The 21538-nt window shown below is 65.8% G+C and carries 20 protein-coding genes and 2 riboswitches; of the genes, 13 read left to right on the top strand and 7 right to left on the bottom strand.

The genetic code is table 11. The annotated features are described in order from the left end of the window. Positions 1-178: 178 nt before the first annotated feature. Positions 179-373, bottom strand: a riboswitch (cobalamin riboswitch). Between the two features lie 102 nt (positions 374-475). From GV002_RS12850 to cbiE, 3 genes are all read right to left on the bottom strand, one after another. Then, complete coding sequence (locus tag GV002_RS12850) at positions 476-1174, bottom strand: (2Fe-2S) ferredoxin domain-containing protein (protein WP_160018734.1); 699 nt, start codon at positions 1172-1174, stop codon at positions 476-478. 204 nt (positions 1175-1378) lie between these two features. Continuing rightward, positions 1379-2116, bottom strand: coding sequence for a cobalt-precorrin-6A reductase (locus GV002_RS12845; protein WP_160018733.1), 738 nt, complete (start codon positions 2114-2116; stop codon positions 1379-1381). Continuing rightward, positions 2113-3315 (bottom strand): precorrin-6y C5,15-methyltransferase (decarboxylating) subunit CbiE, encoded by a 1203-nt coding sequence (gene cbiE / locus GV002_RS12840; RefSeq protein WP_160018732.1) that lies wholly within the window; start codon positions 3313-3315, stop codon positions 2113-2115. The genes GV002_RS12845 and cbiE overlap by 4 nt, the downstream gene beginning before the upstream one ends. Before the next feature lie 250 nt (positions 3316-3565). Next, positions 3566-3753: riboswitch (cobalamin riboswitch) on the top strand. A gap of 26 nt (positions 3754-3779) precedes the next feature. On the opposite strand from cbiE, the gene cobG reads away from it, so the two are divergent. The 6 genes from cobG to GV002_RS12810 all read left to right on the top strand — a co-directional run bounded on the left by cobG (position 3780) and on the right by GV002_RS12810 (position 10293). Beyond that, on the top strand, positions 3780-5180 hold the full coding sequence (gene cobG / locus GV002_RS12835; protein WP_160018731.1) for a precorrin-3B synthase: 1401 nt from the start codon (positions 3780-3782) through the stop codon (positions 5178-5180). Further along, on the top strand, positions 5173-5799 hold the full coding sequence (locus GV002_RS12830; protein ID WP_160018730.1) for a precorrin-8X methylmutase: 627 nt from the start codon (positions 5173-5175) through the stop codon (positions 5797-5799). The genes cobG and GV002_RS12830 overlap by 8 nt, the downstream gene beginning before the upstream one ends. Continuing rightward, complete coding sequence (locus GV002_RS12825) at positions 5799-6539, top strand: precorrin-2 C(20)-methyltransferase (protein WP_160018729.1); 741 nt, start codon at positions 5799-5801, stop codon at positions 6537-6539. The genes GV002_RS12830 and GV002_RS12825 overlap by 1 nt, the downstream gene beginning before the upstream one ends. 187 nt (positions 6540-6726) lie before the next feature. Further along, the gene (gene cobJ / locus GV002_RS12820; protein ID WP_160018728.1) at positions 6727-8376 is read left to right on the top strand and encodes a precorrin-3B C(17)-methyltransferase; all 1650 of its coding nucleotides are present in this window, start codon (positions 6727-6729) and stop codon (positions 8374-8376) included. A 399-nt stretch (positions 8377-8775) separates the two neighbouring features. Continuing rightward, on the top strand, positions 8776-9615 hold the full coding sequence (locus GV002_RS12815; protein ID WP_160018727.1) for an AraC family transcriptional regulator: 840 nt from the start codon (positions 8776-8778) through the stop codon (positions 9613-9615). A 78-nt stretch (positions 9616-9693) separates the two neighbouring features. Beyond that, on the top strand, positions 9694-10293 hold the full coding sequence (locus tag GV002_RS12810; RefSeq protein ID WP_256667068.1) for a LysE family translocator: 600 nt from the start codon (positions 9694-9696) through the stop codon (positions 10291-10293). Positions 10294-10372: 79 nt separating this feature from the next. Here the strand turns inward: GV002_RS12810 and GV002_RS12805 are convergent, their stop codons facing one another. Beyond that, positions 10373-11365: a GlxA family transcriptional regulator gene (locus tag GV002_RS12805; RefSeq protein WP_160018725.1), complete on the bottom strand. Its 993-nt coding sequence runs from the start codon at positions 11363-11365 to the stop codon at positions 10373-10375. Positions 11366-11459: 94 nt separating this feature from the next. Between GV002_RS12805 and GV002_RS12800 the strand changes: the two genes are divergently transcribed. Then, the gene (locus GV002_RS12800) at positions 11460-12071 is read left to right on the top strand and encodes a LysE family translocator (protein ID WP_160018724.1); all 612 of its coding nucleotides are present in this window, start codon (positions 11460-11462) and stop codon (positions 12069-12071) included. A gap of 150 nt (positions 12072-12221) precedes the next feature. Then, the gene (locus tag GV002_RS12795) at positions 12222-13238 is read left to right on the top strand and encodes an SEL1-like repeat protein (RefSeq protein WP_160018723.1); all 1017 of its coding nucleotides are present in this window, start codon (positions 12222-12224) and stop codon (positions 13236-13238) included. Between the two features lie 46 nt (positions 13239-13284). Here GV002_RS12795 and GV002_RS12790 read toward each other — a convergent pair whose 3' ends face one another. Continuing rightward, entirely contained in the window at positions 13285-13854 is a 570-nt protein-coding gene (locus GV002_RS12790; protein ID WP_160018722.1) for a flavin reductase family protein, read from the bottom strand. A gap of 83 nt (positions 13855-13937) precedes the next feature. Next, positions 13938-14681, bottom strand: coding sequence for an SDR family oxidoreductase (locus tag GV002_RS12785; RefSeq protein ID WP_160018721.1), 744 nt, complete (start codon positions 14679-14681; stop codon positions 13938-13940). Positions 14682-14821: 140 nt separating this feature from the next. Between GV002_RS12785 and GV002_RS12780 the strand changes: the two genes are divergently transcribed. The 5 genes from GV002_RS12780 (at position 14822) to GV002_RS12760 (ending at position 20784) form a co-directional block, all read left to right on the top strand. Beyond that, on the top strand, positions 14822-15733 hold the full coding sequence (locus GV002_RS12780; protein WP_160018720.1) for a LysR family transcriptional regulator: 912 nt from the start codon (positions 14822-14824) through the stop codon (positions 15731-15733). A 101-nt stretch (positions 15734-15834) separates the two neighbouring features. After that, positions 15835-17142: an MFS transporter gene (locus GV002_RS12775; RefSeq protein ID WP_160018719.1), complete on the top strand. Its 1308-nt coding sequence runs from the start codon at positions 15835-15837 to the stop codon at positions 17140-17142. Positions 17143-17387: 245 nt separating this feature from the next. Continuing rightward, positions 17388-17876 carry a carboxymuconolactone decarboxylase family protein gene (locus tag GV002_RS12770; RefSeq protein WP_160018933.1) on the top strand — a complete coding sequence of 163 codons (489 nt, stop codon included), beginning with the start codon at positions 17388-17390 and terminating at the stop codon, positions 17874-17876. A gap of 26 nt (positions 17877-17902) precedes the next feature. After that, positions 17903-18520 carry an FMN-dependent NADH-azoreductase gene (locus GV002_RS12765; RefSeq protein ID WP_160018718.1) on the top strand — a complete coding sequence of 206 codons (618 nt, stop codon included), beginning with the start codon at positions 17903-17905 and terminating at the stop codon, positions 18518-18520. A gap of 119 nt (positions 18521-18639) precedes the next feature. Then, entirely contained in the window at positions 18640-20784 is a 2145-nt protein-coding gene (locus GV002_RS12760; protein ID WP_160018717.1) for a TonB-dependent receptor family protein, read from the top strand. A gap of 48 nt (positions 20785-20832) precedes the next feature. Here the strand turns inward: GV002_RS12760 and GV002_RS12755 are convergent, their stop codons facing one another. Next, positions 20833-21237 (bottom strand): hypothetical protein, encoded by a 405-nt coding sequence (locus GV002_RS12755; protein ID WP_218580341.1) that lies wholly within the window; start codon positions 21235-21237, stop codon positions 20833-20835. Positions 21238-21538: the final 301 nt, after the last annotated feature.

Below are 21538 nucleotides of genomic sequence, written 5' to 3'. Positions count from 1 at the left end.
AAACGGGCTCAGGCCCTTCTTTCAGGCAGGAAGAAAAGAGGTTCTTGTAGCGGAAATGGCGCGCCATATTGCTTCCATCGCAAAGAGAAAAGGCACGGCAATCCGATGGAAATGCGCAACAGCAGACAGGGGCACGAGGGCGCCCTACTGGAGTCAACGCCCGCCCACCGCGGGTTGCCAGACACAAACGACTCCAGGCCGGTCTCCGGGCTTGCGAGGGTCATGAACGCATCGCCTTCCCATGCGCGTGGCGCACAGTGGCGTTTCGATGCGGTCGCTCGCTTACCGTTGCGGGGGCAGCGTCGGACTTCAACCGACTTCCCGTTTCACCTCACGCGCGGCGGCGTGAGACACCTGAAGCGGGGCGGATATGACCACCCGCATCCGCTCAAGTCAAGGCGCAGGGGCAATTGTGGCAGACGCTTTGGCGGCGACTGCTCGTAGCCTGGATTGGCCGCAGGCGTAATCCGAGTTGCTAATTGTTGCCCTGCTCATCGATACGCAACTCTGGCAACGACCTACCCGCCACCAGGCGCTCATCCACCAGACGAATCACCGCCGCCTCGTCCTTGATGCCATACCACTCACCCTGTGGATAAAGACTCGCGGTCGGGCCCAGGTCGCAGGGGAACTGGCACTGGCTGCGGGTGATGTGCACGCCACCCTCGCACTCCAGCTTGCCCGCGGCCTTGAGCCGCTGGCGCAGGGTTTTCCACAGCCCCAGCGCACCCTTGCGCGTGCAGCGCGGGCCGTTGCACAGCAGCAGGCGCTGCGCATGCGGCGGGATCTGCGACCAGGCGTGATGGGCCGGCACAGGCGGCACATCGCTGCAGGGGAGATGCGCCTCGCGATGCGCAAGCAGCGCGCCAAGGCCATCGAGCCAGGTGTCCTCAAGCGCCGTACAGACCACGAACACCCCTGCCCCGCCGCCCCGTTCGGTTATGCGCTCGCGCAGCCAGTCGCGGTGCGCAGCATCGGCGCGCGGCTCCAGATCCACCACCAGCAATGGCCGTGGTGCCTCGTCTATCGCCAGCCAGAAGCTTTCCTGCTCGCTGTCATGCAGGTGCACATCGCCCAGCAGCGCTCCGATGCGCTGCTGCAAACGCTCGGCCGAGGCACCACGACCCAGGCCGGGGCCGATGAACAGAATGCGGGCGTAGGGGGTTTGGCTCATGACGGTCTCCAGAACGGGCCGGCAGTCTAGCAGGGACGCGGAGCATGCCGACGGCAAGCATTTGGAATACCGATGGTACCCACGCTCCGCGTGGGCACCTGCGCGTGTGACCCTCCGCGTCGTGCCTGGCGAGGTTGATTGCTGTGCCAACGTGATGGACGCAGAGCGTCCAGAGCTGAATTCCCACGCGGAGCGTGGGAACGATCAGCGGCAGCCGTCCAGTTGCCGCTCAAGCGCCTCCCACAGGGCGTTCGGCTCGGCGAACTCACGCGTCACCAGCGGCAGTTCAGGCCGGCGCAACAACAACACCGGCAGACCCAGCTCGCGCGCCACCTGCAACTTCGGCTCGGTGGACGCGCTGCCGCTGTTCTTGCTCACCAGTACGTCGCAACGGATACGGGCGAACAGCGCACGCTCCTCGTCCAGCGTAAATGGCCCACGCGCACCGATGATCTCGGCGCGCGGCGGCGCCGGCTCGGCCTGCAGGCAGCGCACCGTCCAGTGCTGGTGCTCGGGAATCTCGTGCAGGTGCGCCAGCGGCTCGCGCCCGGAGGTGAAGAATGGCCGCTCGAAAGGTGCCAGCGCGCGGGTCAGTTCATCCCAGTCGTCCACCTCGCGCCAGTCATCACCGGCGCCAGGTTGCCAGCCAGGACGACGCAGCGCCCAGCAGGGCACACCGGTGATCTGCGCAGCACGCGCCGCGTTATGGCTGATCTGCGCCGCATAGGGATGGGTCAGATCCAGCAGCAGCTCGATGCCTTCAGCAGCAATAAAGGCGGCCAGGCCTTCGGCACCACCGAAACCACCGACACGCACGCGGCACGGCAGGTCATCCGGCACTCGACCCAGACCGGCCAGGCTGTAGACCGTCTCAGGCCCCAGACGACGAGCCAGGCGCAGCGCCTCGGTGATGCCACCGAGCAGCAGGATGCGCGCGCTCACGGCTTGCGCACCGCCAGCAAGGTGATCGGCAGCGCCGCGCGCCAGGTATCGAAGCCGCCCAGCGGCTGCGCCTGAGCCACAGTGAGCCGCAGCAGCTCGCCACCCTGCTGTTCGCGGAAGGCCACCAGCGCCATCTCGCTCTGAAGGGTCACGGCATTGGCCAGCAGACGCCCGCCCGGCTTGAGCGCGGCCCAGCAGGTATCCAGCACGCCAGGCACGGTGACGCCACCGCCGATGAAGATCGCATCCGGCGCCGGCAACCCGGCCAGTGCCTCGGGCGCATGCCCGGCGGCCAGTTGCAGGCTGGGTACGCCAAGAACATCGCGGTTGTGGCGAATATGATCCTGACGCCCCTCGTTGGCCTCGATGGCGATAGCGCGACAGGCCGGGTGCGCACGCATCCATTCGATGCCGATGGAGCCGCAGCCGGCGCCGACATCCCACAGCAGCTCGCCGGGCAGCGGCGCCAGGCGCGCCAGGGTCACTGCGCGCACATCGCGCTTGGTCAGTTGGCCGTCGTGGCGGTAGGCCTCGTCCGGCAGGCCGCAGGTCGGCGGCAACAGCTGCGCTTCGGCGTCGGCCATGCACTCCACGGCCAGCAGGTTGAGATCGGCGCCGCGCGGCAGGTTCCAGCTCGCGGCCAGGCCATCGAGGCGGCGCTCGTCAGGCCCGCCAAGGTGCTCCAGCAGGGTCAGGCGGCTGGCACCGAAACCGCGCGCACGCAGGGCTTCGGCAACCTGCGCGGGTGTGTCGCCATCGGCGCTCAATACCAGCAAGCGAATGCCGGGATACAGCCGGGCATTGAGCGTGGCCAGCGGTCGCCCCACCAGCGACAGCACCTCCACCTCCTGCAACGGCCAGCCCAGACGCGCCGCCGCCAACGACACCGAGGATGGCGCCGGCAGTACCTGCAACTCGTCGGCCGGCACCTGGCGCGCCAGGCTGGCGCCAACGCCGTAGAACATCGGGTCGCCACTGGCCAGCACGCACACCGCCTCGCCACGCCGCGCCAGCAGCGGCTCAAGGTCGAAGGGGCTGGGCCAGGTTTCCCGCTGGCCGCTGATGCACGGCGGCAGCAGCGCCAGTTGGCGCGGCGCGCCGACGATGCGCGTGGCTGCCAGCAGCGCGCGGCGCGCGGCCTTGCCCAGGCCGGGATAACCGTCTTCGCCGATACCGACCAGAGTCAACCAGGGTTTCATCCAATGTCCTCGCACAGGCCCGACGGACCGCCTGTCCGCGCTCCGGGCAAAGCGGGCATAATAGCGCCTTCGTCGGTGTCCTTTATAAATGGGCCTAAGAGTCTGTTTACGATCTCGCGAGCTAGAGCCATGCAAGGCGCAACGACCAACGGGAGTAACAGCCAAAGGCTGGCCCGGAGGGTGAGCGCCAGCGAATAAAAGCAGGCGAGGAAGCGCAGTGTGCTGTAGCACATGAGCATTCCGAGTCTGCTTTTAACGCAGCAGGGCCGACGCGCAGCAGATCGTAGACAGGCTCGAAGAGGGAACACGGTAATACCGTGGCTGCCCCCGCAACTGTAAACAGCGAGTCTGCCGCAACCGCGCCACTGGATTTCCGGGAAGGCCGCGGCAGATAAAGACCTGTCAGCCAGGAGACCTGCCGACGAACGCTGGTCGCGAGTGCCAACATCGGGCGGGGTGTACCGATGCCATGGAGTCCCCTATGGGATTTCGCTGGTTCGGTCGCCGCGTCTTTGTTGCTGGTGAACCCTGTGCGCGACCGCTCCATCACCGTCGAATCAATCCTGCCCCGGGCCTCCGCTTGCCCCGGTCTGCTGCGCATCGTCCCAGCGCTCGATGGCGGCATCTGCCGCATCAAGCTGCCTGGCGGTGTGCTGCGCTGTGCGCAGGCGCGGGCGATTGCCGAGGCAGCGCGGCTACATGCCAGCGGCGTGCTGGAGCTGACTAACCGCAGCAACCTGCAGATTCGTGGCGTGCTCCCCGGCCAGGAAAGCGCACTGATCGACGCCCTGCTGAGCGCCGGTCTAGGCCCGCGCGTGGCCGCCGCTGACGATGTGCGCAACCTGCTGCTCAGCCCTGCTGCCGGCCTCGACCCGCAGGCGCGAATGGACGTGCGCCCGCTGGCCAGCCAGTTGCTCGACCTGCTGCAGGACACTCCAGCGCTGCATGCCCTCTCCCCCAAATTCGCCCTGCAGCTGGACGGCGGCGAAGCCCTGGCCATGCGCGCACACCCCCACGACCTGTGGCTGGCCGCCGAGGATGAACAGCACCTGTTGCTGGGCCTGGCCGGCTGCCCCATCGACACGCCATTGGCGCGAATCGAGGCGACCCAGGCGGTCACGCTGGTGCGCGAACTCCTGTTGCTGTTCCTCGAACTGGCGACTCCCGAGCAATCACGCATGCGCCAGTTGCTGACGCAGATCCCTGCCGACGAATTGCTGCAACGCCTGCAGGCACGCCTGGATTTCACCCTGCAGGCCCCCCCGGCGTGGCAGCCTGCCGCAACGATCGAACACACCCCGGCAGGGATTTATCCACAGGCGCAGAATGGCCTGCACATGGTGTTGGCCGGCGCCCGGCTCGGTCGACTGCACGCCGAACAACTGCTGGCGCTGGCCGAGCTGAGCGAGCGCCACGGCGACGGCGAGCTGCGCCTGACACCCTGGCAAGGCGTGCTGCTGGGCAATGTGCCCGAACCCGCCAGCCGTGAACTGCTGGCAGCACTGGGCGAACTGGGCCTGCTGACCCACGTCGACGAGCCGCTGCTTGGTCTGGTCGCCTGTACCGGCTCGGCCGCCTGCGCACGCGGCCTGGCCGATAGCAAGCACCATGCCCTGCACCTGGCCGACCTGCTGCGCGAAAGCGGCGCGCGACCACAGGTGCACCTCAGCGCCTGCCCGCGCAGTTGCGCCAGCGCTCGCGTGCAGCCCTACACCCTGCTGGCCAGCACGCCTGACCACTACCAGCTCTATCAACGCACGCCCGAGGCGCCCGGTTTCGGCCGCCTGCTGGCGCCCGCCATGACCATCGACGAGGCCGGCGCCTGGTTCGCCCGCCAACACTCCGCAGGAACACCCGATGCTTGATTACATCCGCGACGGCCAGGAAATCTACCGCCGCTCCTTCGCCACCATCCGCGCCGAAGCCAACCTCGACGGCATCCCCGCCGACCTGGAAAAACTGGCCGTACGGGTGATCCACGCCTGCGGCATGGTCGATGTGGTGCAAGACCTGCGCTTCTCCCCCGATGCCGGCGCTGCCGGCCGTGCGGCCCTGCTGGCTGGCGCGCCGATTCTCTGCGATGCACGCATGGTCGCAGAAGGCATCACCCGCCCACGCCTGCCGGCCAATAACCCGGTGATCTGCACCCTGCACGATGCCGGCGTTCCGGAGCTGGCCCGCGAAGTCGGTAATACCCGCTCGGCGGTGGCCCTGGAGCACTGGCGCGAACACCTGGGCGGCAGTGTGGTGGTGATCGGCAACGCGCCCACTGCGCTGTTCTACCTGCTGGAAATGCTCGACGCCGGCGCGCCGAAACCAGCGCTGATCATCGGCATGCCGGTGGGCTTCATCGGCGCCGCGGAATCCAAGGATGCCCTGGCCGCAGACAGCCGTGGCGTACCTTACGTGATCGTCCGTGGTCGTCGTGGCGGCAGTGCCATGGCGGTAGCGGCGGTCAACGCCCTCGCCTCGGAGGTGGAGTGATGGCTGGCCGTCTGCTTGGCCTCGGTGTCGGCCCCGGCGACCCCGAGCTGCTTACCCTCAAGGCCCTGCGCCTGCTGAAAAGCGCACCCGTGGTGGCCTACTTCGTGGCCAAGGCCAAGCACAACGCCGGCCATGGCGGGAATGCCTTCGGCATCATCGAAGAGCATCTGGACGCCGCCCAGCAGCGCCTGCCGCTGGTCTACCCGGTGACCACCGAGAAGCTGGCCCCGCCGCTGTCCTACGAGGATGTGATCGCCGATTTCTACGACACCTGCGCCGAGCAGATCGCTCGCCTGCTGGACGCAGGCCAGGACGTGGCGGTGATCTGCGAGGGCGACCCGTTCTTCTACGGTTCCTACATGTACCTGCACGACCGCCTGGCCGGCCGGTATGAGGTGGAGGTGGTGCCCGGCGTGTGCTCCATGCTCGGTTGCGCCTCGGTGCTCGGCACCCCGCTGGTGTATCGCAACCAGAGCTTGAGCGTGCTGTCCGGCGTGCTGCCGGAAGACGAACTGGAACAGCGCCTGCGCGACGCCGAAGCCGCCGTGGTGATGAAGCTCGGGCGCAACTTCGACAAGGTCCGCCGGGTGCTGCGCAAACTCGGTCTGGATGGCCGCGCTCACTATGTCGAGCGCGCGACCATGGCCAGCCAGAAGATCGTCGCGCTGGACGAGGTGGAGCCGATGGATTCGCCGTATTTCTCGATGATCCTGGTGCCTGGGCAGAAGTGGCGGGGGTAAACGCGCGCACACTCTGGTGGATGAAAAAGGCGTCAGCTCCGTACTCGTTGATACACCGTCATTGTGGGAGGGGCTTCAGCCGCGACAATCGCCGCTGAAGCTCCTCCCACGGATCGCTGCCTGACCTCCCGGATGCAATCCGGGACACCCATTCCCCGGATTGCATCCGGGCTACAGGATTTACCGCATGAACATCGTCATCCTCGGCGCCAGCGCGCTGGCCACTGCACACCGCCTCCAGGCGCTTTATCCACAGGCCGTGATCCATGGCCTGCGCGGGCGCGCCGACGGCGCCGAGTGCCACTACGACGATTTCGGCGACACCCTGCGCGCCCTGTACCGTGCAGGCGAGCCACTGGTGGCGCTGTGCGCCGCCGGCATCGTCATCCGCAGCCTCGCCCCGCTGCTGGCGGAAAAGGGCGCCGAGCCGCCGGTGCTGGCCCTGGCCGAAGACGGCAGCGCCGTGGTGCCGCTGCTCGGCGGCCTGGCCGGGGTCAATCGCCTGGCTCACGAGATCGCCGCGCACCTGGGCGTGACGGCAGCCATCACCACCAGCGGCGAACTGCGCTTCGGCACCTGCCTGCTGGAGCCGCCAGCCGGCTATGCACTGGCCGACCTGCAGCAGGGCAAGCGCTTCGTCAGCGACCTGCTCGGCGGCGAGACGGTACGCATCGAAGGCCAGGCGCCCTGGCTGGAGGCCGCGCAACTGCCTGTGGATAAAGCCGCCAGTCGGGTTATCCACATCACCGCAGAGGCGCGCCCCGCGCAACCGGACGAGTTGCTGATCCACCCGCGCTGCGCCGCCGCGCTGATCGAACGCCCCGGCGCCGAACTGCTCGCGCGCCTGCAGCAGGCGCTGACCGCCGCCAACCTGGCGCCGCAAGCGTTGGCTGTGCTGCTCGCGGACAAAGGCTGGATGGCCAACGCCGAACTGCACGCGACGGCACAGGAACTGAAACTGCCGCTGCGCTTTATCCACAGCACATCCGCGCTGCCAGCCGAACACCATATTGGTGACGGCCTACGCCTGCTGCTGGACGAGCAGCCGCTGGATATCGAGCGCCTCGGCCAGCGCCGTGGACGCCTCAGCGTGGTTGGCCTCGGCCCCGGCGCTGCCGAACACATGACTCCGGCCGTACGCCGCGCCCTCGACGAAGCCGAAGACCTGCTCGGCTACGACACCTACGTGAAGATGGCTGGCCCGCTGCGCGCCGAGCAACGCCTGCACCCCAGCGACAACCGCGAGGAGCTGCAGCGCGCCGCCCACGCCTTCGAGTTGGCCGCCACTGGCCGCCGGGTGGTGATGATTTCCTCGGGCGACCCCGGTGTGTTCGCCATGGCCGCCGCCGTGATGGAAGCGCTGGAAAGCCCGCAGAACAACGCCTGGCACGGCGTCGAACTGGAGGTCTTGCCCGGCGTCTCCGCCGCCCTGGCCACTGCCGCCAAGGCCGGCGCGCCGCTGGGTCATGACTTCTGCCTGATCTCGCTTTCCGACAACCTCAAACCCTGGGCAGTGATCGAAAAACGCCTGCAGCACGCCGCCATCGCCGACCTGGCCATGGCCTTCTACAACCCGATCTCCAAGGCTCGCCCCTGGCAGCTCGGTCGCGCCTTGGAGCTGCTGCGCCAGCACCGCGAACCGCAGACCCTGGTGGTGCTCGGTCGCGATATCGGCCGGCCCGCCGAAGCGCTGCGCAGCCTCACCCTCGGCGAGCTGACCCCGGAGATGGTCGACATGCGCACCCTGGTGATCATCGGTTCCAGCCAGACCCGCCGTTTCCCCCGCGCAGATGGCGGAGAGTGGGTCTACACGCCGCGCTGGTATCCCGATCTGTAGGAGCCCGCTTGCGGGCGATACAGCACCATCGGACATACTGATCGCCGGCAAGCCGGCTCCTACGAAAAGCGCGTCCACGCACACCTTACAGACCCACGCACCAAGTGCCGGTATCCCAACCCGTAGGAGCCCGCTTGCGGGCGATACAGCACCATCGGACATACTGATCGCCGGCAAGCCGGCTCCTACGAAAAGCGCGTCTACGCACACCTTACAGACCCCACGCACCAAGTGCCGGTATCCCAACCCGTAGGAGCCCGCTTGCGGGCGATCCAGCACCGTCGAACACCTTGATCGCTGGCAAGCCAGCTCCTACGAAAGGCGCCTGCACAAACCTTCTAGTCCTGCTCGCCGAACGCGCTAAGCTCTGACGTTCACAGCACAAACGGGCAGCAGGCGATGAACGCGCAGTCATGGGTCGACCTCAAGCAGGATGCCGATACCGGTATTGAGGTGATCCGCGCGCATTTCGAGGGCCACGCCTACGATCCGCACTGGCACGACAGCTACCTGATCGGCTTCACCGAACAGGGCGTGCAGCAGTTCCATTGCCGCCGTGCGCTGTTCAGCAGCCTGCCGGGACAAACCTTCTTCCTCGAGCCCGGCGACATCCACGACGGCCATGCACCGACACCGGGCGGCTTCACCTACTCCACCCTCTATCTCGAGCCAGCCTGGCTGGAGCGCGCGCTGCCGGCGCTGTTCGAGCAGGCGCCCAGCGATTGCCTGCCCGGCGTACCACTCACCCAGCCGGACGACCCCGGCCTGCTGCCGTGCATCGCCAATGCCCTGCAGGCGCTGAGTGACGATGAGCCGCGAATGGTGCGCGACGCCGCACTGGATGCGCTGCTGGAGCGGATCTCGCGCAGCCTGCACTGGCGCCAGCGCCTGCCGGGCAACCCGCAGATCGCCAGCGTGGCCCTGCGCGCACGCGAGTACCTGCATGCGCACTTTCACGAGAACATCGGCCTCGACGAACTGGCGCACGTCTGCGGCGTCGACCGCTTTCGCCTGAGCCGCGCCTTCAAGGCCGCCTTCGGCATCGCCCCACACGGCTACCTGATCCAGCTGCGCCTGGTGCGCGCCCGCCGTCTGCTGGCCCTCGGCACGGCACCAGCGGATGTCGCCAGCGACCTGGGTTTTGCCGACCAGAGCCACCTGGGCCGCTGGTTCCGCCGCGCCAACGGTCTCACCCCGGGCGCCTACCGCAACCTCTGCACAAAGCTTCAAGACCACTGACATAGCTGCCCGGACAATCGCGCCATATCCCGATATGGCGCGATGCCAAATGTCTTTCACTGCCCGCCGGGCTCTGCCATGAACCAGTGGCTGCCCTTCATCCTTTTCGCCTCAGTGGCCTCGATCACACCCGGCCCGACCAACCTGCTGATCCTCGGCAGCGCCGCCCGCTTCGGTCTGTCCATCGCGCTGACCATCGCCGTGGGCGCCAGTCTCGCGGCCAGTCTGATGCTGCTGGTGGTCGGCCTGGGCCTCGGCGAACTGCTGGCCCGCGCCCCGCTGCTGCAGACGGTGATGACCTGGGCCGGATCGGCCTGGATCAGTTGGATGGCCTGCAAGCTGATGCGCGCCGACACCGCCAGCCTGGACGAGCGCAGCATCGACCAGCGTCAGGGTTTCGCCCAGGGCGCCGGCCTGCAACTGATCAATCCCAAGACCTGGCTGATGACCGTCTCGGTCACGGCGATCTTCCTCGATGGCCAGGCTTCGCTCGGCGCGGTGGCGGGCTACGCAACGCTGTTCCTGCTGGTGTCGACGCCCTGCCTCATCGTTTGGGGTCTGCTCGGCGCTGGCGGTGCGAAGTTGCTGCGACAACCGGCCAGGCTGCTGCTGTTCAACCGCTGCATGGCTGTGTTGCTGCTCGCTTCGGTTTGGCTGCCGCTGCTGGCAAGCCTGTAGGAGCGCCGCCCCGGCGCGAAGCGATTGCGGACACCGCCATACCGGCGTTGCCCTGACATTCGCCGCGAGGACGCGGCACCTACAAGTTGGAGGAGTTTGCGCCGCCCTGACGGCGGAAGGTGCCGGGCGCCAGGCCGAAACGCTGGCGGAACAGCTTGCCCAGATGGCTGGCATCGCTGACGCCAATCTCGTCGGCGAGTTGCGCCAGGCTGTGGCTGGAATTGAGCAGGCGCCAGCGTACGTGCTGCAAGCGCAGCTCGTTCCAGTATTCGCGTGCACTCATGCCCTGGCTGGCGTGGAACAGCCGGTCGAGCTGACGACGACTGATGCCGACGCTGGCCGCCAGCTGCTCGATGCCGTCGGCACTGGCCAGGCCGTGGCGCATCAGGGCAATGGCGCGGTCGACATGACGCTCGCCGCTCGACGTCGCGTGCAGCGAACGCAGCGCGTGCTGGCCGCTGCGTGTCTCGTCCACCAGCATGTCGGCCAGGCCTTTGAGCGCCCTCGTCCGGCCGCTGCCCTGGGCCAGCAGCTCCACTGCCAGATCGATGGCCGCCGTGCCTCCCGCGCAGGAGATCCGCGCGCCATCGAGGCAATACAGGCGCTCGTGAGCCAGACGCAGGTGCGGGAAGCTGGCACGGAATTCCGCCTCATGGCGCCAGTGCACCGCCACCCGATGGCCGTCGAGCAGGCCGCAGGTGGCGAGCAGAAAACTGGCGTTGTCGATCGCTACCAGCTTCACTCCGGCGCGCGCCGCACGGCGCAGCAACGGCTGGTAAGCCGGTGCCAGCGCGGCGGTGGCCTGCGCGTTGCGACCGCCGAACAACACCAGGTAGTCGTAGTCAGCCAGCTTCAGCTCGTCCGGCGTGGCCTCGATGCGCAGCGCCGCACCGCTGCTGGACAGCACATGCCCCGGCTGCAGGCCGAGAATGCTCCAGGCGCAGTAGCGCTGGCGGCTGTAGTCCTCGTCGTCGGCGCTGAAGCGCAACTTGTCGAGAAAACCACCGAACGGCAGCAGGGCGAACTCCGGCAACGGCAGCAGGAGAAAACGCAGATCGGGGTTTTCGGCCATGAAAAGTCCAAAATAAACCGTTAGATGACCAGAATCTACCTTATTCCAACACCTGCCGCTGACTAGACTGGCCGCGCCCTCACAGGAGACCCGCATGGCCCTCGAACTCTGGCTCGTCTACTTCGTCGCCACCCTCGGCCTGGCGCTGACGCCCGGCCCCAACAGCCTGCTGGCACTGACCCACGGCGGGCTGTATGGCGCACGCATGGCGCTGGCCACCATCCTCGGCGGCGTGGTCGGCTTCAGCACGCTGATCGCCCTGGCCATGTTCGGCCTCGGTGCCCTGCTCAAGGCCGCGCCCAGCGCACTGCTGGCGCTGAAGTGGATCGGCGGCGCCTATCTGATCTGGCTGGGCGTGCAGCTGTGGCGCTCGCCGCCGATGAACCTGACGCTGGCCGATAGCGGCGCCCGCCCCAGCGCCAGCCGGCTGTTTCGCCAGGGCCTGCTGTCGGCGTTGTCAAACCCCAAGGTGATCCTGTTCTACGGCGCCTTCCTGCCGCAGTTCGTCGACACGCAGCGCAGCCTGGCCGTGCAGTTCGTGGTGATGGCAGCGACCTTCGCCGTGGTCGAATTTCTCGTCGAGCTGCTGCTGGCACTGCTGGCCATTCGCGTACGTCCCTGGTTGCAGCGTGGCGGCCGTGCCTTCAACCGCAGTTGCGGCGTGCTCTTCGTGTTGATCGGCGTGGCGTTGCCGTTGGCGCGCTAATACAAGGAAGGACGGTTGCGAGTGTTACCTGCCTCACAGCCTGAGGACACAACCTTGCCAGGATGACGCTGACCGATAGAATGCCGCCCTACCGATGCACCGAACGACCAGCGTCCGGGCATATCCAACCAGCGATTAAGGACGATCAATATGCGGCACTTTCACTGCCTGCCAGTAGTTTTCTCCGCTCTGATGCTCGGCTGTGCCAGCACGCCCGAGCAGCACGATACGACTGCGGATCTCAACGCCACCCTGCCCAAGTTGACGCTGAAGACCGTGCTGCCCCCTGCGCAGGCAAATTCGTACTGCACAGCGCAAATGGACAGCGACATTCTCTATGGCTTGGGCATGCAGCTGTTCAACGCCAACGACACGGCAAACGCCAAAAGCTGCCTGATTTTCGCCGCTCCCGAACACAACCGGGCCTTCTGCTACCTGTCGCTGATTGCCGACAGAGACCAGGAAAAATCCCAGGCCGAGAAGGATCAGGAGTCCTTCAACTACATCGCCTATGCCGCGAGCCAGAACGATTGGTGCGCAGAGTACGGCATGTGGCGCATCTACCAGATCGGTAGCAAAGGCGTGGAGCGGGACCCGGAGCGTGCCAAGCGCTGGCTGGAGCGCTCGGCTCTGCATGGCTATGGTGAATCGCAAAGCGCTCTTGCCTATCGCTACGAAGCGGACGAGGACTTGGCCTCCAGCCTGGCCTGGTCACGCATCGTCGGCGACGACCACGCCGAACAGCAAGAGCAGCTGCGTCAGAAGATGGATGCCAAGCAACTCGATTCCAGCGACAAGCTCTATGAGAGCCTCCAGAAACGGGTCATCAGCAAGGAAACCATGTACGCAGAAGCGCGCGAAGAGGATATCGGCCGCTATTCGGCGACCATCCACCTCAACGATCCCGAGGTTCTGCAGGGCATGGAGACGGAGCACCGTCGCGACTTCATCCGCCAGGCCATGTTCACCGCGCTGGAACTGCCCTACGTAGAGACGCGCGAGCAGGTCACCCTGTACATGGTGCTGTCGCGCCGTGCCCAGATGCTCGAACCGGGTGCCGACATCCTGCAGAACCCGCAACTGGTGGCGCTCCTGCAGGATACGGAGCTGTCGTTTGAGCAGGCGAATGCCGATGCTCGGCGGATCATCGAAAGCACTTATCGCTGAAACGCCCTCTCCAGAGCCCATGATCCTTATCATGGGCCCTGTCACTTCAGGCCTTGAGCGCCTCGCCAATCGCGTAGTAATGACCGCCCGCAACGTGATGCAGGCTGCGCAGGCTCGGGTCGGCCGTTTCGAAATGCCAGCGACCGTCGCGGAACACGCGCTCGTCCGCCCAAGCCGCGATCACCTCGCCGATGAACAGGTCGTAGGCCTGCTGGTTATGCGGCTCATCAAGCAACCGGCAGACCAGCCAGGCCGAGCAGCCCGCCACCAGCGGCAGGTCGAGGCCTTCCATCGTGAACAACTCGACGCCGGCATGCGCCAGCTTCGCCGGATCGTCGGCCAGGCTGGTGTTGCCTACCGCCTGGGTCAGTTGCAGTTGCGCCACCGTCGGCACCTGGATGGCGAACAGGCCACTGCCCTCGATCAGCGCGCGAGTGCGAGTGGCCTTGTCCAGCACCACTGTGAGCTTCGGCGGGTCGAAATCCAGGGCGCAGCACCAGGCCGCCGCCATGACGTTATCCACAGCCTGATGACGAGCCGACACCAGCACGGTGGGGCCGTGGTTGAGCAGGCGGTAGGCCTTGGCCAGGTCGACGGGACGGATGTGCGCGCTCATGCAGACTCCTGATAACGAAAAAGGCGCTCGCATGCTGGCCTGTGAAGGCCCGCATCGCAAGCGCCTGCCGCAGCAGCGGTGAATCAGAACTCCTGCACGGTCGGGCGCAGGACGATCTCGTTGATGTCGACGTCGGCCGGCTGTTCGATGGCGTAGGCGATGGCGCGCGCCACCGACTCAGCCGGAATCGCCTGCTTGTAGAAGTCGACGACGAAGTCGCGGCTCTGCTGGTGGGCACTGCCAAACTTCAGCTCGGAGTCCACCGCGCCCGGCTCGATGGTGGTGGTGCGGATGCTGCCGCCGACCTCGTGACGCAGGCCTTCGGAGATGGCGCGCACAGCGAACTTGGTGCCGCTGTAGACGGTACCGCCCGGGCTGAACACCTTGATCCCGGCCACCGAAGCGATGTTGATGAAGTGCCCGGCGTTCTGCTGCTGGAACACCGGCAGTGCAGCAGCGATGCCGTACAGCACGCCCTTGATGTTGATGTCGATCATGCGCTCCCACTCCTCGACGAGCACGTCGCTCAGTGGCGCGATGGCCATCAGCCCGGCGTTGTTGACCAGCACATCGACGCGGCCGAAGGTGTCCAGTGCGCCCTGGATCAGCGCCTTGACCTCATCGGCGCGGGTCACGTCGGTCTGGTAGGCCACGGCCTCGCCGCCAGCGGCAACCAGCTCGCTGACAAGCTGCTCGAGACGCTCCTTGCGCCGCGCCGCCAGCACCACCTTGGCGCCCAGTTGGCTGAGGTGACGCGCGGCGGCTTCGCCCAGGCCGCTGCTGGCGCCGGTGATGACCACGACCTTGCCGGAAATGTTGTTGCTCATGGGTAAGCCCTCTCTCGATTCGTTGGAGTGTCCGTGCCATACGCCGGACATGGGCTCACGTTAGAGGTGATTTCAGTTTCAATGAATGGAAGAGTTTGGATTAGGCTATTCCACATTCTGGAATACAGAGGCACCCCGACATGCTCAATCGCATGGAGATGATCCGCATCTTCTGCAGCGCGGCCGACTGCAGCAACTTCCGCGAGGCAGCGACTCGCCTGGGGGTTTCCCCGCAGGCGGTGACTCGTGCGATCAAGGCGCTGGAGGAGGAGCTCGGCGAGATTCTCTTCCACCGCAACACCCGCCAGGTGCATATCACCGCTTTCGGCGAGGCCTATGCGCTGCGCGCCCGGCAGATGCTGGAGGATTTCGACGCGCTGTTTCGCGGCCACCGCGCCGATGCCGAATCGGCCATCGCCGGGCGCATCGGCATCACCGCGCCACAGGCCATCGGCAAGCGCTTTCTGGTGGCGTTCCTGCAGCCCTTGCTCAAGCAGCACCCGCAACTGGTACTGAACCTGCGCCTGGAGGACGAGATCACCGACGCGGTGGAAGCGCAGATCGACATCGGCATCCGCGTCGGCTTCCTGCGTGACAGCCGCTACGTCGCTCGGGCCCTGGCACCAGTACCCTTGCAAGTGGTGGCCACACCGGAACTGATCGCTGCCAGCGGCGCGCCGCGTGACCTCGACGAGTTGCAGCAACGGCCGCTGTCGGTGCTGATCGACCGCAAGAACGGACGTCCCTGGCCATGGACATTCGCCCACGGCCCCAGCCTGCATCCGCCCGCGCCAGCGCTGGTATGTGACGACCCCGAAGCCGAGCTGGAAGCCGTGCTTGCCGGCCTGGCCTACGGCCAGTTGCCTGCCTACCTGGCGCAGCCGTATCTGCAAAGCGGCCACCTGCAGGCGGTGCTGACGGAGCAGGCGCCCGATCCCTGGCAGCTGTTCATCTACCGCCCACAGCAAGGTCCCGTGCCACCGCGTGTGCGCCTGGTGTTCGATCACCTGCGCGCCTGCTTTTCCGATCCGGCGCAGTTTCCCCAGGGCTGAGGTCGCTCACGGCAACGCCGCTGTCGCCTGCGAAGCGCCCGCCCCGGCCATCGCTCCGTAACCTGCCTGAAGCCGTCTAAATCAGGGATCAGGAGCGTCGCATGAATGCTATCAACGCAGGCCAGCAGGTCAGCCCGGCCACCTTGCACAAGGTGATCGCCGCCTCGGCCATCGGCAATTTCGTCGAGTGGTTCGACTTCGCCGTCTACGGTTTTCTCGCCGTAACCATCGCCTCGCTGTTCTTCCCGCCGGGCAATCCGACCCTGGCGCTGCTGCAGACCTTCGCCGTGTTTGCCGTGTCGTTTGCCCTGCGCCCGCTCGGTGGCATCGTCTTCGGTATTCTTGGTGATCGCATCGGACGCAAGCGCGTGCTGTCGATCACGGTGCTGCTGATGGCCGGCGCCACCACGCTGATCGGCCTGCTACCGACCTACGCCAGCATCGGCCTGTTCGCCCCATTGCTGCTGGCGCTGGCGCGTTGCCTGCAGGGTTTCTCCGCCGGTGGCGAGTATGCCGGCGCCTGCGCCTTCGTGATGGAGCACGCGCCCACCGAGCAGAAGGCGCGTTATGGCAGCTTCGTGCCAGTCTCGACCTTCATGGCGTTCGCCTGCGCGGCCGGGCTGGTGTTCGGCATGGGCTTGTGGCTGGATGAAGCGCAGATACAGGCCTGGGGCTGGCGCGTACCCTTCCTGATCGCCGCACCGCTGGGCCTGGTCGGCTTGTACATGCGCTTGCGCCTGGACGAATCACCGGCCTTCCAGGCCCTGACGGCGCAGCCTCATCCGGAACATTCGCCGCTGCGCGAAACCCTGCGCGAGCACGGCGGCACCGTGCTCTGCCTGTCGGCATTCATCTCCGCTACGGCGCTGTCGTTCTACATGTTCACCACTTACCTGACCACCTACATGCAGGTCGTCGGTGGCGCAGCACGGCCGGCGGCTTTGCTGGCCAGCCTGATCGCGCTGTTATTCGCCGCCCTGCTATGCCCCTTCGTTGGTCGCTACTCGGATCGCGTTGGCCGCCGCCGCACCATCCTGACTGCCGGGGTGGCGCTGATTGTAGCGGTGTATCCGGCCTTTACCCTGGCCGCCTCGGGCACCCTGCTGGCTTCAGCCCTGGGCGCCATGCTGCTGGCCGTCGGTGCAGTGATCTGCGGCGTGGTAACCGCCGTGCTGCTGTCCGAGCAGTTCCCCACCCGCGTGCGCTACACCGCCTCGGCGTTCACCTACAACCTGGCCTACACGATCTTCGGCGGCACCGCGCCGCTGATCGCCACCTGGCTGATCGAGGCAACCGGCAATCGCATGTCGCCGGCCTACTACCTGATCGTCATCGCCCTGCTGGCCCTGGCGGGGGGCCTGGCACTGCCCGAGTCGTCGAGGCGGCCGCTGAACTATCAACCGGCCTGAGACCTCTCCACGCTTGACTCAAGGCTGTGGCGCACAGGCCGCAGCCTACCTGCTGCCACTCGGTGGGCGCTGGCAGTCATTGATGGCCAGACAGCGAATAGGACCGTTGCGCAAAGTGGATCAATAAAAATCCGCGAAAATGGATCTATGTGGCTAGACCACTGCTGCGTACATTCGTCCCCACCGAGCCACAGTGGTTCTGCCAGTTGCAGAGGGGCATCGGTTTCTTCTCAACTCGCATACGGATGATGACCATGAGCCAGCGCCTCGACTACTTTGCACTCTCTCCCAAAGCCTCCGGCAAGTACGCCGAATTCTCCACGCTGCTGACCCGCAGCCCGTTCCTCGCGCCGCTGGCTCATCTGGTCATGCTGCGCGCCTCGCAGATCAATGGCTGCGCCTTCTGCGTCGACATGCACGTGAAGGAAGCGAAGATCCATGGCGAGCGCGAGCTGCGCCTGCACCATGTCGTCGTCTGGCGCGAATCGCCGCTGTTCTCCGCGCAGGAGCGCGCCGCACTGGAGTGGACCGAAGCCCTGACCCAACTGTCGCCGCATGGCGTGTCCGACGCCATCTACGCCAGCGTACGCGAGCAGTTCTCCGAGCAGGAACTGTCGGACCTGAGCTTCCTGGTGGTCGCCATCAATGGCTGGAATCGCCTGAGCGTGGCCTTCCGTAACGTGCCGGGCTCCGCCGACAAGCAGTTCGGCCTGGACAAGGCTGACCTGGCCTGAAGCCCGATCTCAGAGAGGTTACGCCCATGCCTGCAGCTATCCGTGTACTGCGCCTGATCAGCAGCACGCGTGGCGCTGAATCAGAAAGCCTGCGTCTGTCTCACCAGGTGCTCGACGGCCTCGCTGGTCGGCACTCACTGGAGGTACAGGACGTCGACCTCAACGATCTGCAACATGTCGACCGGGACTATGCCATGGCTCTGGCGTCTCCCTCTGACAGTGACCAGACAGAGCCCGGCAGCGCCCTGCGCCGCTCCGCCGAGCTGATCCGTCAGCTCGACGAAGCAGATGTGCTGCTGATCGCCACCCCCATGCACAACTACACCGTCCCCTCGGCACTCAAGGCCTGGGTCGATCACATCGTGCGGATACGCATGACATTCAACGGCACACCGCAAGGCAAGGTTGGCTTGCTACGTGACCGCCCGGTGTACGTGGCATTGGCCTCAGGTGGGCTGATCAGCGGTGAGCAGGCGCGGCAACCAGACTTCCTGCGCCCCTACCTGCAGGCGGCCCTGGCCACGGTGGGCCTCAGGAACATGCACTTCTTCTGTGTGGAGGGTACCGCCAGAGGTGATCAGGCCCTGCTGGAGGCCCGCGCCGTGGCGCAGTCACAGGTAACCGCGTTTTTCTCCGCCGAGTGAAACGGCTGGCAACGCGTCAGGCGTCTGAACGAAGGATTCTGTAGGGTGGCGGGCGATGGTGACGAATCGCCTGCGTCATCCATCAGACAGACTCGTAGCCCGCTCAATGGAACCTTCGCATGTTGCCCCAGCCGCTATACGCCCGACCGGCCCGCCTGGCCCTGCTGACCTTCAACTGCCTGGCAGCACCAATCGCCCTGGCTCAGCAGCCCATGCAACTGGACGCCATGCAAATCAGTGGCGCACCGCTGAGCGAAATCGAGGCCGCGCAGGAAGCGCTGAAACAGGTCCCCGGCGCCACCAACCTGGTGGACATGGACAAGGTCGAGCAGGGCCGAGTGGCCGGCGTCGCCGACGTGCTGGCCTACCAGCCCGGAGTCTATGCGCAGTCGCCCGGCAACGAGGGCGTCAAGATCAGCGTGCGCGGCTCGGGCATCAACCGTGGCCCCGGCTCGCATGCCTCCGGCACCCATATCCTGCTCGACGGCCTGCCGCTGACCGGCTCTGGCGGCACGCCCTATGAGCTGCTGGAACCCCTGTGGATAAGTCGCGCTGAAGTGCTGCGTGGCGCCAATGGCTTCGATCGCGGCTCGCTGGCTCTGGGCGGCGCCATCGACTACATCACCCACACCGGCTACACCGCGCCCAAGCTGCAACTGCGCTATGAAACCGGCAGCTACGGTTACCAGAAGCGCAACATCGCCTCGGGCCAGGTGCTGGGCGATTTCGACTATTACCTCGCCCTCACCGACAGCCAAACCGATGGCTATCAGGATCACTCATCGGGCAAGGGCAAAGGCGTGGCCGCCAACTTCGGCTATCGGCTCAACGAGAATCTGGAGACGCGCTTCTACCTGCGCTACCGCGAAACCGAGCACGAAACGCCCGGCCGCCTGAGCAAGGCCCAGCTCAAGGACGACCCACGCCAGGCCGCTGCGGCCAACCTGCGCATCGACGCCCACCGTGACCAGCCCGGCAGCACCTGGCTGGCCAACAAGACCACCTGGCGCATCGACGACGACTCCACCCTGGTCGCCGGCCTGGCCTATCACCACTACCCCATGGATATCACCGAGACCGCCTACCGAGGCGGCGCCTACCGTATCCGCGTGGACTACAGCGACATCAGTGGCAGCCTGAATTACACGCGCCGGCATACCCTGTTCGGGCTCAACAGCAGCACCACCATCGGCTGGCGCAGTACCACCAACCTGCCGAGCAGCAAAGCGAAAGAGACCGCAGCGTTGCCGATCAACGTCAACGGCACGCCCTATCCGGCCGGCACCCTGATGCGCGACTACGAGCACCTGGGTTCGGACAACGTGCTGCATATCGGCAACGAACTGGAGCTGACGCCTGACCTGTGGCTGACCAGCGGCTTGGCGCTGATCCATACCCGCCGCGACGTGCAGGTGACCTGGCCGGCCACCGACGACAAGCTCGACGAAAGCACCTGGGACTACGCGCCACGTATCGGCCTGCGCTATCAGCTCAACCCCGAGGTGCAGCTGTACGGCAATATCAGCCGTTCAGTGGAACCGCCGCATGCCTGGTCGATGCTCTGGAGTTCGCCACTGCGCTTCTCCAGCACCACCACGCAGCCCTATGCCGCGCGCCAGCGCGCTGCCATCAGCCTGGACAACCAGACCGCCACCACCTTCGAGGTCGGCGGGCGCGGTGATTCCGCGCTGGGCCAGTGGGAGCTGGCCTACTACTACTCGCAGGTGCGCCACGAACTGCTCACCGTCGAGATCGAGCCCAACGTCTTCGCCGAATCCAATGCCAGCCCCACCGTGCATCAGGGCATCGAAGCCGGCCTGACCAGCCAGCTGTGGCAAGGTGGCGCCGCTGGCGCCCTGAGCCTGCGCCAGGCCTACACCTTCAGCGACTTCCATTACCGCGACGACGATGCCTTCGGCGACAACCGCCTGCCTGGCCTGCCACGCCACTACTACCAGGCCGAACTGCGCTACGACCACCCGAGCGGCTTTTACGCAGGCCTCAACACCCAATACGCCTCCAAGGTCGCGGTGGACTACGCCAACTCCTACTACGCCGATGCCTACGCCACCTTCGGCGCCACCCTCGGCTACGCCTCGCCGAAGGACGACTGGCAAACCTGGCTCGACCTGCGCAACCTGACCGACAAACGCTATGCCGCCACCGTTACGCCGGGCTATGACGACAACGGCGCGGATGTAGCGCGCTCCACGCCCGGGGAAGGGTTTGGGGTGTATACGGGGGTTTCCTGGAGTTGGCTGTGAGGTGGGTTTGAGCCTCGCGAAAGGGGTCGGTAAACCGATCCCTTGTACCTAGGCCCGCACATCCACCCTGCTGACCTGCCCCTGAGACCGCTGGATGATTTGCAAAGCGGATTCCAGCATTCTCTGAGTCGCTCCGTCATTACGCGATTGTGCGCCCTCGATACCGTCCCGAATCTTCTGCGTGAAATCGTGACGCGCGCCATCACGTTCTGCAGGTATCTCGCCGCTGAGGCTGCCTACCGGAATTTTCAAGGTCATAGCCATGAAGGGCCGCCTGTCATCAAGTGACATTTCCCCGTTGCTGATTTGAGTATTGACCCAATCACGCATTTCCTGGCGGGTCATGCTGGTGAAATCACTCTGTTTGGTGCCATCAATCTGAGTGGCAGATTGAGCGGCCAAAGAGGGCGTAGCAACTGAATGATTGGCGGAAGTTTGCTGGCGCTGATTCACGTATGGGTAGCTTGTTCCTGCATCGACTCTCATCGAAACCATGCCTCCGGCACGTTATTGACAAGATCACCTGAGGCAAGACTCGCGCCAAGCAAGACTGTTCACCCAGCCCCCAGGAACAACAGAGAGTTAGCCTCGTACGCGTTCAATTAATCGACCAAGAACGGCAGGGTATTGCCGAACAACGGCAGCCTTTTGCCTGGAGTGAGGTCTGCAATTCGACCACACCAATCACGGATAGCCATAGGCATCACAGCCTATCCAAGCGAGCGACCATATCCGGACACTGTTCGGTCGGCTT

This window comes from Pseudomonas sp. 8O (assembly GCF_902506495.1).
GTDB lineage: Bacteria > Pseudomonadota > Gammaproteobacteria > Pseudomonadales > Pseudomonadaceae > Aquipseudomonas > Aquipseudomonas chaetocerotis.
The sequence above is the reverse complement of the archived record's forward strand: the minus strand, read 5'-3'. Positions and strand labels throughout refer to the sequence as shown.

Excerpts from the sequence above, each read along its gene's own strand:
- GV002_RS12850 (WP_160018734.1), bottom strand. The coding sequence starts at position 1,174 with ATGAGCCAAACCCCCTACGCCCGCATTCTGTTCATCGGCCCCGGCCTG.
- cbiE (WP_160018732.1), bottom strand. The coding sequence starts at position 3,315 with ATGAAACCCTGGTTGACTCTGGTCGGTATCGGCGAAGACGGTTATCCC.
- cobG (WP_160018731.1), top strand. The coding sequence starts at position 3,780 with ATGCCATGGAGTCCCCTATGGGATTTCGCTGGTTCGGTCGCCGCGTCT.
- GV002_RS12830 (WP_160018730.1), top strand. The coding sequence starts at position 5,173 with ATGCTTGATTACATCCGCGACGGCCAGGAAATCTACCGCCGCTCCTTC.
- GV002_RS12825 (WP_160018729.1), top strand. The coding sequence starts at position 5,799 with ATGGCTGGCCGTCTGCTTGGCCTCGGTGTCGGCCCCGGCGACCCCGAG.
- cobJ (WP_160018728.1), top strand. The coding sequence starts at position 6,727 with ATGAACATCGTCATCCTCGGCGCCAGCGCGCTGGCCACTGCACACCGC.
- GV002_RS12815 (WP_160018727.1), top strand. The coding sequence starts at position 8,776 with ATGAACGCGCAGTCATGGGTCGACCTCAAGCAGGATGCCGATACCGGT.
- GV002_RS12810 (WP_256667068.1), top strand. The coding sequence starts at position 9,694 with ATGAACCAGTGGCTGCCCTTCATCCTTTTCGCCTCAGTGGCCTCGATC.
- GV002_RS12805 (WP_160018725.1), bottom strand. The coding sequence starts at position 11,365 with ATGGCCGAAAACCCCGATCTGCGTTTTCTCCTGCTGCCGTTGCCGGAG.
- GV002_RS12800 (WP_160018724.1), top strand. The coding sequence starts at position 11,460 with ATGGCCCTCGAACTCTGGCTCGTCTACTTCGTCGCCACCCTCGGCCTG.
- GV002_RS12795 (WP_160018723.1), top strand. The coding sequence starts at position 12,222 with ATGCGGCACTTTCACTGCCTGCCAGTAGTTTTCTCCGCTCTGATGCTC.
- GV002_RS12790 (WP_160018722.1), bottom strand. The coding sequence starts at position 13,854 with ATGAGCGCGCACATCCGTCCCGTCGACCTGGCCAAGGCCTACCGCCTG.
- GV002_RS12785 (WP_160018721.1), bottom strand. The coding sequence starts at position 14,681 with ATGAGCAACAACATTTCCGGCAAGGTCGTGGTCATCACCGGCGCCAGC.
- GV002_RS12780 (WP_160018720.1), top strand. The coding sequence starts at position 14,822 with ATGCTCAATCGCATGGAGATGATCCGCATCTTCTGCAGCGCGGCCGAC.
- GV002_RS12775 (WP_160018719.1), top strand. The coding sequence starts at position 15,835 with ATGAATGCTATCAACGCAGGCCAGCAGGTCAGCCCGGCCACCTTGCAC.
- GV002_RS12770 (WP_160018933.1), top strand. The coding sequence starts at position 17,388 with ATGATGACCATGAGCCAGCGCCTCGACTACTTTGCACTCTCTCCCAAA.
- GV002_RS12765 (WP_160018718.1), top strand. The coding sequence starts at position 17,903 with ATGCCTGCAGCTATCCGTGTACTGCGCCTGATCAGCAGCACGCGTGGC.
- GV002_RS12760 (WP_160018717.1), top strand. The coding sequence starts at position 18,640 with ATGTTGCCCCAGCCGCTATACGCCCGACCGGCCCGCCTGGCCCTGCTG.